Origin of the sequence: Pseudoalteromonas sp. S4492, from assembly GCF_005886115.1 — a bacterium.
Taxonomy (GTDB): Bacteria; Pseudomonadota; Gammaproteobacteria; order Enterobacterales; family Alteromonadaceae; genus Pseudoalteromonas; species Pseudoalteromonas gelatinilytica.
On sequence record NZ_PNCP01000042.1, the window covers coordinates 1 to 14,757 of the forward strand.

11 protein-coding genes are annotated in these 14,757 nt (G+C 42.1%); all 11 read right to left on the reverse strand.

Going from position 1 to position 14,757, the window contains the following annotated elements:
- Window positions 1-117 precede the first annotated feature (117 nt).
- A complete protein-coding gene (locus CWC28_RS13880) occupies window positions 118-2,751 on the reverse strand; it encodes a TonB-dependent receptor domain-containing protein (RefSeq protein WP_138625280.1) in 2,634 nt (877 codons plus the stop codon).
- A 78-nt stretch (window positions 2,752-2,829) separates the two neighbouring features.
- On the reverse strand, window positions 2,830-5,583 hold the full coding sequence (locus CWC28_RS13885; RefSeq protein WP_054563805.1) for a beta-helix domain-containing protein: 2,754 nt from the start codon (window positions 5,581-5,583) through the stop codon (window positions 2,830-2,832).
- A gap of 291 nt (window positions 5,584-5,874) precedes the next feature.
- The gene (locus tag CWC28_RS13890) at window positions 5,875-7,182 is read right to left on the reverse strand and encodes a tetratricopeptide repeat protein (RefSeq protein WP_063707378.1); all 1,308 of its coding nucleotides are present in this window, start codon (window positions 7,180-7,182) and stop codon (window positions 5,875-5,877) included.
- Window positions 7,183-7,199: 17 nt separating this feature from the next.
- Window positions 7,200-7,805, reverse strand: a complete 606-nt coding sequence (locus CWC28_RS13895) for an energy transducer TonB (RefSeq protein WP_062568031.1) — start codon at window positions 7,803-7,805, stop codon at window positions 7,200-7,202.
- A 12-nt stretch (window positions 7,806-7,817) separates the two neighbouring features.
- A complete protein-coding gene (locus CWC28_RS13900; protein WP_063707380.1) occupies window positions 7,818-8,231 on the reverse strand; it encodes an ExbD/TolR family protein in 414 nt (137 codons plus the stop codon).
- Window positions 8,232-8,276: 45 nt separating this feature from the next.
- Window positions 8,277-8,804 carry a MotA/TolQ/ExbB proton channel family protein gene (locus tag CWC28_RS13905; protein ID WP_054552070.1) on the reverse strand — a complete coding sequence of 176 codons (528 nt, stop codon included), beginning with the start codon at window positions 8,802-8,804 and terminating at the stop codon, window positions 8,277-8,279.
- Window positions 8,805-8,807: 3 nt separating this feature from the next.
- The gene (locus CWC28_RS13910) at window positions 8,808-10,175 is read right to left on the reverse strand and encodes a MotA/TolQ/ExbB proton channel family protein (protein ID WP_063707382.1); all 1,368 of its coding nucleotides are present in this window, start codon (window positions 10,173-10,175) and stop codon (window positions 8,808-8,810) included.
- Window positions 10,176-10,185: 10 nt separating this feature from the next.
- Window positions 10,186-10,938 carry a DUF3450 domain-containing protein gene (locus CWC28_RS13915; protein ID WP_054552068.1) on the reverse strand — a complete coding sequence of 251 codons (753 nt, stop codon included), beginning with the start codon at window positions 10,936-10,938 and terminating at the stop codon, window positions 10,186-10,188.
- A 176-nt stretch (window positions 10,939-11,114) separates the two neighbouring features.
- On the reverse strand, window positions 11,115-11,720 hold the full coding sequence (locus CWC28_RS22265) for a DsbA family protein (protein WP_063707387.1): 606 nt from the start codon (window positions 11,718-11,720) through the stop codon (window positions 11,115-11,117).
- A complete protein-coding gene (locus tag CWC28_RS22270; protein ID WP_244926753.1) occupies window positions 11,721-12,800 on the reverse strand; it encodes a diguanylate cyclase in 1,080 nt (359 codons plus the stop codon).
- 19 nt (window positions 12,801-12,819) lie between these two features.
- Window positions 12,820-14,709, reverse strand: coding sequence for a methyl-accepting chemotaxis protein (locus CWC28_RS13925; RefSeq protein WP_063707392.1), 1,890 nt, complete (start codon window positions 14,707-14,709; stop codon window positions 12,820-12,822).
- Window positions 14,710-14,757 lie beyond the last annotated feature (48 nt).

The window sequence follows — 14,757 nt, forward strand, 5'->3', positions numbered from 1 at the left end:
GTGAAACGCTGAATTCTGCATCTTGAGGTGGTTTGGGTATAGAAACAAAAAAGCCCTGCTAGTGCAGGGCTGAATCAACGTTAGGATTTATTATTGTATCCTTCCTTGGTCAGAGATTTAAAACTGATATTTGTACTCAATTGAGAACTCAGTGCCTTTCTCTTTAGAGCGAGTTAAGGTACCCGCTGACTCTATTTCAGATTTTGCGCCCAAGATATTCGTCACTTTGAACTTCAAGCTTGAGTTGAAATCAGGGAAATAGGTGTAGTTAAAGTCTAGAGAGTGGAAAGGTTGCTCCATCCAATCTTCTTGACCTTCAATGCCAGGAATTATAATTCGCTCACCAAATACGTTATAGATTAGCGTTGAAGCATGTTGCCCACTAGGTGCGTCATAGCCTAACTGCATGTTTACAACATATTTTGAGTGACCCGTCATGCGACGTGTTGAATTTGTAACCGCTGCAGAAACCCCTGTTTGTTCAACAATCGCCTGACGGTCCATGTTGATTTCTGAGTCACTTAAAGTCACGTTACCAGTCATGAATACGTCTTGCCAGAATCCACCTAAGAAAGCGAAATCTTTCAAGTATTCAAATTCAACACCCGCAACATAGCCATCTTCTGCATTAGCAATACGTACCAGAGGTGGACCATCTTGTGCAGGTGATTGAACAGACTCAATTGGGTCAACCATGTCTTTATAGAACACACCAACAGAGAAGTTCTCGCCCGTATCAAAATAGTTTTCCCAGCGGAAATCATAGTTTTTGATTTGGGTTGTACGGAGACCTGGCGTACCACCTACAGGGTATTCAGTAAGCGGATCGATGTAAGTTGCATCAGAAATCTCACGTAAATCTGGGCGAACAACAGTTTCACCATAGCTTAAGCGCCATTGCGTTTCGTCACTTTGTACATAAGTTAATGCAAGTGCGCTATAAACGTCATCTTCACGGAATGCGAGCTGATCTAACTCATCATAATCGATTGAAGATGCAAGGCCACCAGTGAATGGGTCAAGCGGAACAGATACTTGACGGAAATCTTCCCAACGTAAACCACCTGTAATACGCCATGTGTTATTGAAGAAGAAATCAGCTTCGAAGTAGTATGCATCCACTTTTTGCGCTGACTTATAGTCATCGCCTGATACCGTTGTGTCGTTTAAGATTGGCTGCGTTAGTGACGCGTTTGTAAGTACATCATCAGATAAAATGGTGTTTAACTCATTTCCGTTTAAGTCAACATCTGAGAATGCACGTGTATTGATATCAAAACGACGGTTAGTTGCTGAGCGCTCTTTAGAGATAAAGTCAGCACCTGATTTAAGCTCAACATCCACGCCATCTAGCATGATAGGCAACGTAAAGTTAAAACCGTAGTTCTCTACTTCATCATCCAAATCTTGGAAAGTGTAACGTGCAGCTGTTGTTGCATTCGTTAGTGCGCTTTCGTTAACTGTATCGTAAAACCCATCTTCGTTAGCATCAGTAACAATAAAACGCGTTTCCATATTACCTGGTGCGTAACGATTTGAGCGACCAATTGAATACTTCCAATCGAGGCCAGCATAATTTAACCATTCAAAGGTATGCATACCTTTTAATTGATTAACAATCAGTTCACGTTCTTCATAACGAACATCGTACGAGCGTACACGCTTGTTATCAGAGGTATTGTTGTTTTGGTCAATACCTAAACGGTCTGAAATTTTATCTTCAGTATCGCGTAAGATTAAAGCCGTGTAGTCAATTTTATGCGCTTTGTCATACTCAACACCAACCGTAACCATTCCTGATGTCTTAACCGTGTGTTCTGTACTTAGTACTTGGTCATAACCACGGATCATGGTTGTTGAGTTTTCACCAATCAAGAAACCTTGACCTTGATACTCATCTGAAACAACGTGCTTATTATCGTAGCTAAGCGACGATAAGAAACCGTAGCGCCATTTATCAGATTCAAAGCTGTTACCTAACGTGGCAGTGAACTTTGTATTTGGATCAACCTTTGCTGATTTTGGATCATAATCGCGATTTAACGACAGTGCTAAAGCACGGCTTTGCTCAGGTGTTAAATCATCAAGCGATTGACCACTTTGGTATACATCAAGGATAGGACGCGGAATTTCGCGTGTGCCATCGTCAACACCGTACCAGTCATCCGAACCACCGTTGTATTCAAGACCATCATCAAAGTTATTCGTGTTATAACCAAGCTGACCCGTCACATCAAATACAAACTGATCAGGAATTGATTTCAAGCGAATATCAACGTTACCACCACCAAAAGATGCTGGCATTGACGGTGAATATGACTTTTGTACTGATAAGCTTTCGATAATACCTGATGGAAATAAATCCAGTGGTAATACAGAACGCGTTGGATCTGGGCTTGGTACAGCAGAATTATTTAACTGTGTACTTGAATATCGTTCACCTAGACCACGTACATAAATAAACTTACCATCAACAAGTGTTAAACCTGTTACACGGCGTAGCGCTGCAGCAGCGTCACTATCACCACTACGTGAAATTTGCTCTGCGCCCATAATATCAGCAACGAATGCTTGCTGTTTACGCTCTTCTAGAACAGCTGTTGCAGTGCCTTTTAAACGACTTGCACTTACAACAACTTCTTCAAGAACAGCTTCTTCGTCTGCTTCAGCTGCGTGTGCTGAGACACTCAATCCGCATAAGATAGCTGCGCTTAGTGCTGTTAAGCTGAACTGTTTTGAATATTGTTTCATGTTTACCTCTATCTGAAATAAGTTACAGAAAGTTGTTTAAAGGTGCTAAACACGTTGTTTAGCACCTCGCTTACTGTGTTATTCCAGACCTACTGTCCAACCTTCAGTCCAGTTGTTATCAGCAGATACTGCACCAATGTGCGTTGTTGTATCGAAGAAACCGTCGATTGCTTTAACGTCTGTCGCTGTTGTTGTATCGATAGTGAAAATACCATTTACAACTTGCGTTTGACCTGTAGCAACTAAGTTACCTAATGTGTTTGTCCACCAGTTTTCAACACTGAAATCTACACCACTTGGGTCTTTGAAGTTTTCAGAACATGCAATCACTGATGATTTAATCATTAAGGTACCATCTTGAGCATTCTTAACTGTTTCACTTTCACCTGAAGCAGCACCTTCAATCTCTAGACATTCGCCCATACCTTCAGGGCCCGTTACGATTGCGTTATAGATTTGCGCACCCGTACCTTCACGGAAGTACATACCTTCTGAGTCATCTTCACCATCAAAGGTATTACCGATGATTGTTAAGTTAGCAATTGTTGGGTTTGACTTAGGTGTTTTAGACGGTGTAGAACCATCGTTGTCTGCTTCAATACCACGGTTCGCGTCTGAGTTATCAGCTGCTTGCTTAACAAGAATGTGCTGCATTTTACCTTGGAAACCATTGTCCCAGTCGATGCTGTCATCTTGAATGCTTGTTAGTACTAAGTACTTCGCTTGTACGTTACCACCGAAGAACTCAACACCGTCATCCGCATTTTGGTGAACTTGCACATACTCAACAGTAGTACCAGAACCAACACCACCAAACGTGATACCGTTTAATTCGTTATCTGGTGCGATTTCGTAACCACCATTCATCACACGAACATAACGCAATGTACCTGAGTTATCCGTTGTATCAGTACCACCGAACACCGCACCTGACTCAACACCTTCAACTTGAAGTGCACAATCACCTTCTGCTGGACACTTGTTTGATGGTGCGTTACCAAGAAGTACTAAACCACCCCATTGACCAGCGGCTGTAGTACCACCCATTACATCTTGGCTTGAAGTGAACGAGATTGGCTCATCTTTAGTACCGTTAGCATTAATTTTTGAACCACGGCTAATTACTAAGTAATCATCACCTGTACGGCCATATACTGTTACGCCTGGCTCGATTGTTAAAGTAGCTGAATCTGCATTATCTTCACCTACAAATACTGCGCCGCTTAATGCGTAGTAGTTACCCGCAGTAAGAGTTAAATCAGCGGTGATACGACCAGACACTTCACATGTTGTTGTGCTGCCATCAACTGGAGAAATTGACGTTGTACCTGATGGACAACCTGCTACTGCTGGTGGTGCAGTTACTTCACCGCCACCGTAACCAAATGCCCAACCTTCACGCCAGTCATCTGAATCATTCAGTGCACCAACAAAGTCAACTGTATCGAAGAACGCATCAACAGTATTTGCTACATCTTGGCCCGCGCCTAGTAATGGAGAACCTGCAATTGGTTGACCGTTTGCACCAAGCATTGGCTTATCATTGATTACGTTACCAGATTGTGCTGTAAACCACGTTTCAAGCTCTAGTAATGAATTGCCGCTACCATCAACTGGGTTTTTGAAGTTTTCGCCATTAGTACACGACATGAAAGTGTTTTGAATTAAGATAGTACCATCGTTAGCGTTATTAACTGTTTCGCTTACACCGTCTTCAGCACCTTCAATTTCTAAACACTCACCCATTTCGTCAGAACCAGTGATCACAGAGTTGTAAAGGTGTAAACCTGTACCTTCACGAAGGTAGATACCCTCAGCATCGTCTTCACCGTCGAAGTTGTTGCCGATGATTGTTAAGTTAGAGATGATTGGTAATGATTTTGGTTCTTTAGAAGGTGTGCTACCGTCGTTATCTGCTTCGATACCACGGTTTGCATCTGTTGAATCTGGATCTTGTTCAACGTAAACGAATTGCATTTTACCTTGGTAACCATTGTCCCAGTCGATGCTATCGTCGTCGATGCTTGTTAATACAACGTGCTTCAGATTTACCGCACCACCGAAGAATTCAACACCATCATCTGAGTTGTTGTGAACTTGTAAGTACTCAACCGTTGTACCAGAACCAACAGCACCAAATGTAATACCATTTAATTCATTATCTGGGGCAATTTCATAACCAGCATTTTTAACAACAACGTACTTTAAAGTACCCGAACTATCTGTATTGTCTGTACCGCCGAATACAGCACCAGATTCAACACCTTCAACTTGAAGAGCACAATCGCCTTCAGCAGGACACTTATTAGAGATACCGTTACCAAGAAGCACCATACCGCCCCATTGGCCTGCAGATGTTTCTTCACCAACTACGTCTTGCTTAGAAGTAAAGATGATCGGGTCGTTTTTAGTACCTGTAGCTTCAATTTTAGAGTCACGGCTAACAACTAGGTAATCAGAACCGCTGTTACCAAATACTACCGCACCCGCTTCAATTGTTAACGTTGCACTGTCTGCTTTATCGTTACCAACGAATACAGCACCATCAAGCGCCCAAAATGCGTCTGTTGATAATGTTGTATCTTCAGTGATTACGCCTGAAAGAACTTGTACTGTCACATCACGACCTAATGCAGCAGACACTTCGTTCGAAAGACTTTGGCTGTATACACCCGGTAACTCTTCAGTTGTTGGTGGTGTAGTTGGGTTAGTAGGTGTAGTTGGTTGCTCAACTGTTTCTTCTACGTTGATGTTGATATCACCACCGCCACAACCTGCTAGTGAGATTGCTGTAGCTACAAGACTAACCTTGAATAAGCCAGATAATTTCATTGTTCACTCCGTTAAGATAGATATTTAATTATTGTGTTAGCGCATAAACTCAAGTCACCGAAAAAGCACTGCAAAATAATGCTTTTGGGTCACTTGAGTTTTAAACTGCGACTACCTTACGGGAGCTGTATGACAAACTAGTTACACTTTAATAAACATAAAATGACAATATTAATTATTTAAAAAAGAGTAGTTTAGTTAATTTTAGGAACGGAAAAAAGCCGCCCGAAGGCAGCTTTGGTGTTGCGATTATAAATTAGTTCTTTTGTACGCTTACCTGTTGAATACGATTTAGAGTAAAGCGGTACGTAATGTTTCGGCGTGCACTTTTTCACGCTTCACATACTTGATCCATTGCTCAGCTAAACGCTGTGACTTTTTGTGTTTTTCCGCTTGCTCAAACGCTAAAATCGAGGCATCAAAGTTTTGTAAATTGTACTGCGCCATACCTAAAGCAACATACACATTTGATTCAAACTCTAAGCCGCCTTTATCTAGGGCTTTACGTGCTGCATCCGCTGCTTCTTCGTATTTTTCAAGATTAATGCTTACCTCTGCAATACGTTGTTCGTACTGACCATGCGTAACTAAATCAGCGGCTTTTGCAAAGTACGGAAGTGACTTTTCACCCTCTTTTGCTTGTACCATCGCTTCTGCAACAAAGGCATAGTTTTTCGCTGATTTTTCAGCGACACCGTCTTGCATTGCTTTACTCATCACGTTCGCCGCTTTAAAAGCCAGGCCGTTGTATAAATACACTTGTGATAATTGACGTAAATCTGATTTAGATTTCAGGAAACCTTGTTGATATGCCGCTTCTAAAATCGCTAATTGCTTTTTCTCTGCGCCCGTTTCACCGTACATGCCACCTAACTGAACCCAGTACTCAGGCTTGTTGTAAAGCTTAACTAAACGCTCAAGTACCTCGACCACTTTGTCAGACTGGTTAAGTGAGTAGTACATAGCACGCTGTAAGATTAACCAGTTTTCTTTTGGCATTTCACCTTTGCTGTCGGCTTCTGCGATAGCAAGGTTAATGTTTTCAATGCCTTTTTGGTAATCTTTAAGCTGATAATATGCTTGTGACTTTAATACGTAATAAGCATCTGTTTTAGGCTTGTCGTTAATCACATCCCACTGCGCTAAATATTTGATTACCTTTTCGTAATCGCTATTAGCCATTGCAAGTTGCGCTAAGCTAAAGGTGGTGCTTACACGTAATGTTTCTGGAATCGCATCTTCGTTTACTACTTTTTCAAACGACGCAATTGCTTTATCTAAGTCGTTTTCGTTGTAGTAAATAAAACCGTAGAAATTATGCATCATGGCAATTTCATACGAGTTCATGCTTGAAGAGCGCTCTTGAATACTATCAAGGGCTGCTAATCCTGCTTTTGCATCACCATCATCAGCTAGCTTTTGTGCTCGTGCTAATTGGCTATACACTTTTTCTCGCAGTGCAGGTACACGTTTGGTTTTTTGTTCTTCAGCGTAAGCTGTTGCCAGTGTGACACCTGGTAACATGCTAACAACGCTTGGAATTACCAGGCTGCTTGTGAAAGCAGCCGCGCAAATCACGGCAACTTTTAAAGGTTTCATAATCGCATTCCTCTTTTCTAACCGTTAATTTGGAAAGAAATTTTGTTCTGTACGCCCGCTACTTCAACAGCTTCACCGTTAACAACGCGCGGTTTATATTTAAATTTAAGTGCTGCATCCATCGCAGCGCGGTCAAACAGTGATTCTGGTTCAGCTTTCACTACTTTCGGGTCACGTACTGTGCCTTGTTTAGTTACTGTAAACTCAACTATCACATAGCCTTCAATACCACGCGATAAAGCTCGGCGCGGATAAACAGGCGCTACCTTTACAATCGGTAGGTATTCACCGTCACTTGATTCAAGGGCTAAACCACCGGCTAAGTTAACGTCGGCTTCAACACTGGCACCAAAGTCAAAGTTCGCATTGCTCGCGTTAGGATCACTGTTTTGCATTTGCGGTGATTCCATTGGCGGAGGTGGCTCTTTTGGCGTTGGTGGCTTTTGCGGTTTACGTTCTTTCTTTTGCACTGTCTCTTCTTTTTTCAGACGAACAAAATCAAGTACGTTTCCTTTTACGGGCTCAGACATGGCCCCTTCACCACCGGTGATCAGTGCCTGCATGCCTAAAAACAGCATGACAGTCACGATACCCGCGATGATTAATGCAACTATATAACGCATCGCTCACATTCCTTATGATGCTTCTTGCGCAGCAATCGACACATCAAATGCGCCTGCAGCACGCGATGCATCCATTACTTTGATAAGTACATCGGTTGTGGCTTTCTTATCAGCTTGAATAACCACGCTACCTTGTGGGTTTTCTGCTTTTAAGCGTTCGATATTTGCTTGTACTGCACGAATATCTACTTGGCGTTTGTTGATCCAAATTTCACCTTTGTCAGAAATAGCAACTAAGATGTTGGCACGTTCTTTTTTCACTGCCGTTGCCGCTTCAGGACGGTTTACATCAATACCGGCTTCTTTTACGAATGATGCTGTTACGATAAAGAAGATAAGCATGATGAAAACAACGTCTAGCATTGGCGTCATGTTGATTTCTTCTGCGTCGTCTTCTTGAAATAAGTTACCTAGTGGCGCTCTCATTGTTAGTCTCCTAGTGGGTGATGCTCACATCACCCTAAAATTCGTTTAGTGGTCTAAGACCATGTTGTCTTCAAGTAATTGCACTTCGCGTTTTGCACGACGTTGTAAGAACGTTGAGGCGAAAACCCCTGAAAGTGCACCCACCATACCGGCCATTGTTGGGATAGTGGCTTTAGACACCCCTGATGCCATCGAACGTGCACTGCCTGTGCCTGTGATTGCCATTACATCAAATACTTCGATCATGCCGGTTACGGTACCTAACAGACCTAAAAGTGGACATAACGCAACCATTACGTTGATTAGCGCAAGGTTATTATTTAGTTGCATGCCAGCGCGTGAAATCATCGCTTGGCGAATTTGCTCTGCGTTCCAGCTGTTACGCTCTGCTCTATTGCTCCAAGTGCTTTTTACGTCTTTCTTGTAGCGTTTAAAGCCACCAAAGAAATACATAAAACGCTCAAGTATCAATAACCACATCGCGAAGATGAGGACCCCGATGACCAAGAGAACTTGGCCACCTGTGTCGAGGAAATCACGTAGAGCATTGATTGCATCAATCAATAGCACCATGATTTATGCTCCTTTCTCGCTTCGCTCTGCGATGATACCTGCGCTTTGCTCTTGTAAAATCAACAGCATGTTTTTAGAGCGCGTGTTAAGAAGTGTGTATAAGAATACTGTTGGGATAGCCACAACCAGACCAAGTACCGTTGTTACAAGTGCCTGAGAAATACCACCCGCCATTAGTTTAGGGTCACCTGTACCGAACAAGGTAATTGCTTGGAAGGTGTTAATCATACCGGTTACCGTACCTAGTAGACCAAGTAGCGGTGCTACCACAGAGATAATCTTGATTAGCGTCAGGTTACGAGTAATTTTTGGCATTTCACGAATGATTGCTTCGCTTAATTTAAGCTCAAGCGTGTCGTACGCTACATCTGGGTACTGATCTTTCACTTTCATTACGCGACCAAGTGGGTTGTCATCACGTGCCACGGTGTCTTTAAGCTGACGACGGATTTTGCTACCCATAATCATCAGAGATACAAAACGCTCAAGTGCGATTAGTAAAGCGATTAAGCCAACACCTAAGATGATGTAACCTACTGTACCGCCTTGGTGAACTTGCTCTTCAGTATCTGGTGCTTGTACTAAAAGACCTAAAATTGAACCACCTGTAGGGTCAAGCGCGAACTGCACAACACCTGATTTTGTTTGTTGTAAGTCAGTCGCAGTTGCAGTGTAACGGCTGCTTGGCTGACGCGTAAGCTGGCTGATTGTGTTCGTAGCCGGTGTGTACTCTAGGTATTTACCATCTGCGATTAAGTTAAATGCACCAACACGCACCACTTCTTTTTGTGCTTTGCTGCCACCTTCAACGATAACATCTGTTGTAAAGCGAGATACTTTACCTTGCTCAGTCATTTCGCGTTGTAATTCAAACCATACTTTTTCGATATCATCGATTGAAGCAAGCTTTGACGTTGAACCCATTTTTTGTGCCAGCTCATCCATGAAGTTACTACGACCTGGAAGCTCAGCAGAAACAACTGACGTCATGAATTTGTTGCTTGAATCGCCCGCTACTTGTTGTAACACACCGAATAGCTCTTTAAGTGAACCCATACGGTTTGAAAGCGTGTCTGTTAAGTTAGCTAGCTTTACTTCGTTCTCTTCAAACTGAGTTTCTAAACGCTCAGACTCGTTAAGCATTGCAGCACGCTTTGCTTGCGTATCTTTAAGCATTTGTACTTGTTCGTTTTGACGCGCCACGAACTCTTGCTCACGTTGCTTATTCTCAACGCTTTGCTGTGCTTTACCTTGCTCTAATGTTTTTAGTAATGAGTCTAAATCCATTGGCTCAGCCGCTAGGCTGCTACCAGCAAAACCAAGGCCTGCTGCAAACACGGCCATCTTTGTCATTTTCGTTAATAATTTCATCTCAAACCTCTTATTCAGCAGCGTGGACTGGCAGTGTTAACATATCTGGGGCAAGTTGCTTACGTGCAATGCGTAAACCTTTGTTGATTTGGCTGATTGCAGAATCTGGTAATTCAACAAATGATTTTGTTTCTTTATCCCAGCTACCTGCTTTTTTGCCGTCGCGTGTTAAATAAATAAGTTCTAAACGACCGATGCGTAAGAAATCCACTTCGCGCTCTTGGCCATCTACATTCAGTAATGATGTGTACGCTTCGATAGTGCGACCGTAATCCACTTCTACTTGGTAAGCTTCAAGTAAGCGGCGGAATTTTTCACTAGAAGTGATGTCTGCGCGATCCATCATTTCTTTTAATGATGCAATACGCTTGCTACGTTCTTCAGTTAAGAAAGGCACGTCTAGTGCAACGAATTGCTCAAGACCTGTGATCATTCGCATCATTAACGGCGTAATTTGACGCTCGATAACCGATACCTGATCCATTGACTCGTTTAACGCGTCCATTTCAGCAATTTGGTTGTTTAATTGCTTAGTAAGTTGCGCGTTATAAACAGTTAAGCCGTCAATTTCTTTATTAAGGGCTTTGAATTGTTGTAAACGACCTTGCATTGAATCTGCAATCTTGTCGATTTTAGTTTGTGATTGCGCTGCAGATTTGTTTATCTCGCTGCTTTTATCAATTACTTTATCTAGATCGTTTGCATGTACTGCTGCAGATGCCGCTACAATACCTGCTAAAATCAGTGGTTTAACGCCTTTCATCGCATACACCTTTACTCGTTAAGTTAGCTTAATTTGCTAGTTGGGTTGTTTTATTGTGCGAAAGGATAACGATGAAAAATGACAAGCATGTTGCGCAAAAAATACAAAAATATGACAGCTGTAACAATTAGTTTATATTGCACAAAGATAAGGCAAAAGTTGCAGGGTTTCGGGAACTAAATATGGGATAGGATTTGCTGGTAAGTGCTTTGCCAGTCTTGATAATTAATCGGGATAGCAACGTAGAGCCCTTTATTTTCAAGGACTAAAGACGGAAAGCCTTGAATAGGTAAGCTTCTCGCTTGGTTTATTTCGGCCATGAGTAACGAATTTATTTTTTCACTTTCAATTTCGTGAATAAATGCGTTTTTTTCTAAGCCAATTTGCTCAGCAAGGCTTGCAAGGGTGCTGATGTCCGATGGATTTTGTGCATTTAAGTAGTAGGCTTTTTGAATGGCATAGAGCATCTCGTGCTCTTTATTGTACTGTCTTGCAACAAGCACTGCACGGCATGCTGGGTAAGTAGAGCGGCGTGGTTGCGCTAAATGCCAAAACTCATGATTAAATGGCGTGCCAAGTTGCTGTTCAATACGCTGCCATGTTTGCTGTAAAAACTGCTGCATCTCTTTTGGCATAGGCTCATCTGAATCAGGCGCGAGGCCACCCACTTTATATTCAATAGCCAGTTTATCGCCAAGGGCCGCTTTTAGTTTTAACCAGGTTTCTCTGTAGCCCCAACACCAACTACACATTGGGTCGTATACATAAATTAGCTTTGCCATTTAGCTTATCTCAGTTAGATCAGAGACCACTACATTACGCCCTTTTGCTTTGGCTTTATAGAGGTTGTCGTCTGCTTGTTTAATCGCTTTACTAAATTGGCTGCCTCGTTCGAGGCTAGCAATGCCAATACTACACGTAATAGTCACAGACTGCCCCACATCATAAGGGATCTGTTTTTCGGCGACATAACTACGCAGTTTTTCAGCCACTGCATGGGCAATGTTAAGCCCTGCTTTTGGCAGCAAAATAATAAACTCTTCACCGCCATAACGGGCTTTTATATCTGTGCCACGTAATTTATCGTGCAGCATAGAGGTAAAGGCTATTAAAGCCTGATCGCCAAAATCATGACCATAACTGTCATTAAGTGATTTAAAGTTGTCTAAATCAATTAATAATACCGACATAGGTAAGTAGTTTGCCGCTTCAGCTTCAAGACGCGGTTGAATATGCTCATAAATATAACGACGATTGGCAAGGCCTGTTAGTGGGTCAGTCAATGCATCGCGTTTTTCTATTAAAGTGATGTCAGCAATTTTTTGATGGCTTTTTTGTCTAAAGTATTCACTAATTGCAGAGAATAAAATCACTAAACTAAATGATGCTAAAAAGCGCGAGGTTTCAACTTGCCCGTAATGTGCTTGGCCAAAGTTAGGGCTAAAAAGCAGTGCAACTGCACTAGCATACATAATCCCAACCAACACACTGCCTACTTTTAACCCTAAGGTGACATAAGCCACAATGGGGTAAAACATAAGCCAATATAAAGCGGTGTTTTCTTTGCCGCCGGTGTACACCAAGGCCACACAGAGCAGCAAGATAATCGATAAAATAATGCAACTAATAGACACCAACGCGCCGGTGCGAAAGTAATACATCATGCAAAGTACAATAGTGACATCGCTCACCACTAACATAATAGTGAGCGGCAAGGCGTAAATTTGATAGTTAGATAACACTAACGAAGTGATTAGTACGATGGCAAAAAAAGCCATGGTAAATAAGGTGAAGGCACGGCGCTGTTTATCCGCCGTGTCGACACTGTTTAACGTTATGGCATTAAGCCAATTTTGATCCAAAATTGCAGTCTCTTAACAACTAAACTTTAAATTTAAGTACCAATTTTTCAAGCTCATAGAACTGGGCTTTTAATTTAGTGCACTCGCTCAAGGTGTTATTAAGATTACTTTGACCTTGAGTAGACAGCTCACTAATTGAGTGTATGTCACTGTCTAAGCTTTGAATTACTTGGTTTTGCTCAGTTGTGGCATTTGCAACACTGTGGTTCACCTCATCGATTGACTCAATAGCACGGGTAACCTCAGCCATTTTTTCGCCCGCAACATGAGCTTGTTCAACACTCTTTTCACTATCGCGAATACTGGTTGTCATTACCTCAACCGCAGACGCAGAGCCTTGTTGTAACTGAGAAATAGTGTCTTCGATTTCTTGTGTTGATTGCTGGGTACGGTGCGCAAGTTGACGTACTTCATCTGCTACAACCGCAAAGCCACGACCTGCTTCACCCGCACGGGCCGCCTCAATAGCTGCATTTAGGGCTAGTAAGTTAGTTTGCTCACTAACACCTTTGATCACTTCAAGTATTTGGCCGATGCTTACAGTGTGCGCATCTAAACTATTAATGGTTTTTTGTGCCTGCTCCATATTACGAGACAAGGCATTAATTGCTGTTAAGTTATCAGCTAATGCAGATTGGCTTTGTAATGATTGGCTATTCGCACTCGTTGCTAACGTTGACGCATGACTTGCACTGTTTGAGATTTCTACTGCGCTCGATGTCAGCTCGTTAATAGCTGTGGCAACGTTATCTGTACGCTTTGTTTGATCAGCATACATGGCTAATGTGCCTTGAGTTTGGTTAACTAAACTCTCAACTAAACGCTCAAGCTCAACGGTGGTATTTTTAACTTGTTCAATTGATGTATGAATTTTCTCGATGAACGCATTAAAGTAATGGCTTAGCTCGCCAAACTCATCATTATTTTCAACCTCAAGACGACGGGTTAAATCACCCTCTCCCTCTGCAATATCTTTAATTGCATCGTTTAAGCGCTGCATTGGGCGCATTAAATAACGAAGCAAAAATTGCATCATTAATACAATCGCGACAATACCCAATAGCATGTAAATAGCCGCCATATTTCTAAATGAGGCAACCGATGAATAAGCAATTTCTTCGTTGATCACCACACCTAAATACCAATCAACGTTTTGAATTCCTTTAATTTTGGTGAATGACACTAATTTGTCTAAACCACCCACTTGTACTTCTACAAACTCAGATTGTAATGACAGGCTCTTGCCGAATAAATCACGCATGTTTTTGTCGTTAAATTTAGTTTCTGGGTGGCTTAAAATACGGCCTTCACTATCTAGTAAAAAGCCATAACCAAACCCTAGAAAGTCAATTTCGTTGACGATTTTTGTTATGGTTTTCATGTCGATGTCAGCACCTGCAACACCGCTAAACACACCGTTAGCTTGCATTGGCGCTACAGCCGAAATAGTTAGTTCATTGGTGGTTACATCAATATAAGGCGCCGTAAATGCTGTGTTCGTTTTGTTTTCTACAAGTTTGTACCACGGGCGTGTTGTAGCATCGTAATCCGGTGGTAAAACAACCGATTGGTCATTCAATACAAAGGTGCCGTCAGTGATACCGATGTAGGTGTTTTTAAAACCACCGGCTTTGTCAGCAGTATTGAGCTGTGTGAGCGTAAGCTCTTTGCTATCACCAAGTTGATAGGTATCAGCAACAGACGAAACAATCGCTAATTTAGCATTTAACCAGTTAGCTATGTTTTGCGACACTGACTGAGAAATCTCTTGAAGAACAAGCGAAAGCTGCTCCTGCGTTTGGCTGCGCATAGAGATGAAGTTATTAATCGTGAATAAACCGAGCACTATCACTAAAACCAGTGATGCAGCCACAGTTACCTTGGTGGTAAATTTTAGAGTGCTTTGCATGACAAACCTGTTTGTTATTTTTTTCGTTGTTAGCCTCTTTATATTTAA

What these genes read in the sequence shown, in the direction of transcription:
- CWC28_RS13890 (WP_063707378.1), bottom strand. Translation starts at nt 7,182, where the DNA reads ATGAAACCTTTAAAAGTTGCCGTGATTTGCGCGGCTGCTTTCACAAGC.
- CWC28_RS13885 (WP_054563805.1), bottom strand. Translation starts at nt 5,583, where the DNA reads ATGAAATTATCTGGCTTATTCAAGGTTAGTCTTGTAGCTACAGCAATC.
- CWC28_RS13925 (WP_063707392.1), bottom strand. Translation starts at nt 14,709, where the DNA reads ATGCAAAGCACTCTAAAATTTACCACCAAGGTAACTGTGGCTGCATCA.
- CWC28_RS13900 (WP_063707380.1), bottom strand. Translation starts at nt 8,231, where the DNA reads ATGAGAGCGCCACTAGGTAACTTATTTCAAGAAGACGACGCAGAAGAA.
- CWC28_RS13910 (WP_063707382.1), bottom strand. Translation starts at nt 10,175, where the DNA reads ATGAAATTATTAACGAAAATGACAAAGATGGCCGTGTTTGCAGCAGGC.
- CWC28_RS13915 (WP_054552068.1), bottom strand. Translation starts at nt 10,938, where the DNA reads ATGAAAGGCGTTAAACCACTGATTTTAGCAGGTATTGTAGCGGCATCT.
- CWC28_RS13880 (WP_138625280.1), bottom strand. Translation starts at nt 2,751, where the DNA reads ATGAAACAATATTCAAAACAGTTCAGCTTAACAGCACTAAGCGCAGCT.
- CWC28_RS13905 (WP_054552070.1), bottom strand. Translation starts at nt 8,804, where the DNA reads ATGGTGCTATTGATTGATGCAATCAATGCTCTACGTGATTTCCTCGAC.
- CWC28_RS22265 (WP_063707387.1), bottom strand. Translation starts at nt 11,720, where the DNA reads ATGGCAAAGCTAATTTATGTATACGACCCAATGTGTAGTTGGTGTTGG.
- CWC28_RS13895 (WP_062568031.1), bottom strand. Translation starts at nt 7,805, where the DNA reads ATGCGTTATATAGTTGCATTAATCATCGCGGGTATCGTGACTGTCATG.